Source organism: Moorena sp. SIO4E2, from assembly GCF_010671945.1.
GTDB lineage: Bacteria > Cyanobacteriota > Cyanobacteriia > Cyanobacteriales > Coleofasciculaceae > Moorena > Moorena producens.
Genome location: NZ_JAAHIE010001112.1, coordinates 1 through 1,695 on the forward strand (window position 1 = coordinate 1; position 1,695 = coordinate 1,695).

At 46.1% G+C, this 1,695-nt stretch carries 2 protein-coding genes; both read right to left on the minus strand.

Annotation, left to right across the window (positions count from 1 at the left end; all coding sequences use genetic code 11):
* The coding region (locus F6K37_RS41220) for a P-type ATPase actuator domain-containing protein (protein WP_502887837.1) at positions 1 to 827 on the minus strand (827 nt) is incomplete at its 3' end.
* Between the two features lie 245 nt (positions 828 to 1,072).
* Complete coding sequence (locus tag F6K37_RS41225; protein WP_008181489.1) at positions 1,073 to 1,468, minus strand: ArsR/SmtB family transcription factor; 396 nt, start codon at positions 1,466 to 1,468, stop codon at positions 1,073 to 1,075.
* Positions 1,469 to 1,695: the final 227 nt, after the last annotated feature.

Genomic DNA, 1,695 nt, shown 5'->3' on the forward strand with positions numbered 1-1,695 from the left:
TGGTTAATCATCCCTGCTAACACCAGATCTCCTGTTACAACCGTACGGGGGAGTGATTCTCCTGTGAGGGCAGACGTATCCAGTTGCGAACTTCCTTTAATAATCTCACCGTCCAGGGGAACTTTCTCCCCAGGGCGTACCCGAATCATTTCTCCAACAGCAACTTGATCAGGGGAAACGGTTTTTATCTCGCCGTTAACTAGCAGATTAGCAGTATCGGGACGCACTTCCAGCAAGGCTCGAATCGAACGACGCGATCGCCCCACCGCAGACCCCTGTACCAATTCTCCCACCTGGTAAAACAACATCACCCCCACTGCTTCCGGTAGTTCGTGAATAGCGATCGCGCCTATGGTGGCAATGGTCATCAGAAAGTTTTCGTCAAAAATCCGACCCTGTAAGATATTTCGCCCCGCAGTGGTTAGCACTCCCCAACCACAGAGTAAGTAAGCAGGAATCAAGATGGCATATTCAGCTATGCCAAAAGGAGTCTGATGTAAACTATCTTGAAAAATCAGTCCGATTAACAAAAGGGGAGTAGCGATCGCGACCGCTCTTAACTCGCGCCACAAGTTAAATTCATTCTTTCCTTGACTGTTCCCGCAGCAGTCATCATGGGTTGTCACCTCCTGTCTTTGACTGTTCCCGCAGCAGTCATCATGAGTTGTCACCTCCTTTCCTTGACTGTTCCCGCAGCAGTGATCATGGGTTGTCACCTCCTGTCCTTGACTGTTGCCGCAGCAGTCATCATGGGTTGTCACCTCAGCAACGGCTTCAATGCAATGCCCAGACTTGCAGCAGTCTTGATGATGATGGTGTTCTGCCATAGCAATATCTAACTGTGAACATCTCCTGAATATCTGAAAGACTATTCAGACGAAAGATAATTCAAATTATATAGTAAGTAGCTGTGCAAAATAAATTATTGACAGTATTTTTCATTACTATGAGGTACCAATTATTTTTTATCTGTTCGCATATACAAGGCTTAATAGTCCCTAAAACCCGGAAATATGTACCTCACAAGGCGTAGAATTGCTATATTACTTCTTCCCCTATCTGTGCTCAATAATCAACCTTGATCAAGGTGTTGAGCTACCTCTCGATAAAAAGTCACAATATGTTCATCGGCAAGGCTGTAGTAAACGTTGCGACCTTGACGGCGATATTTGACTAGCTTTTGCGATCGCAATACTCGTAGCTGATGAGATACTGCCGATTCCCCCATTTTTACTATCGCTGCTAAGTCGCAGACACAAAGCTCTTGCTGTGCGAGGGCTGAAAGCAACTTTAGCCGATGGGGGTCGGAAAGAACGCTAAAAAACTCTGCCATCTGTTGCGCTTTTTCCGTTGCTAGAACCTTACTCTGCACCTGCCACACATTATCTAGATGAACTAGGGACTCATCACAGCTTGGAGCATCAGAAGAGTAGACAGTTGGTTTATTTAAGGAACTAGAATCGGCCATGATCAATTATATTTACTATTTAATCTCTAGATCTATGATACTATAGCGTTTCCCGCAGTTATGAGGTACAGTTTTCTTTTACATTGATTCCCTGTCTGATGCGCTCTTACCATTAAGAATTAAATTCGCTCAAGGTGCGACCCGAACGCGCACCTTGAGGCAAAGCCGACGCGGGGCGCGTTCGGGTCGCACCTCTTGATGCAGCGCATCGCTATTCCCAATTCCCG

Bases quoted from the DNA above. Each gene is read 5' to 3' on its own strand.
- F6K37_RS41225 (WP_008181489.1), bottom strand. From the start codon at position 1,468: ATGGCCGATTCTAGTTCCTTAAATAAACCAACTGTCTACTCTTCTGAT.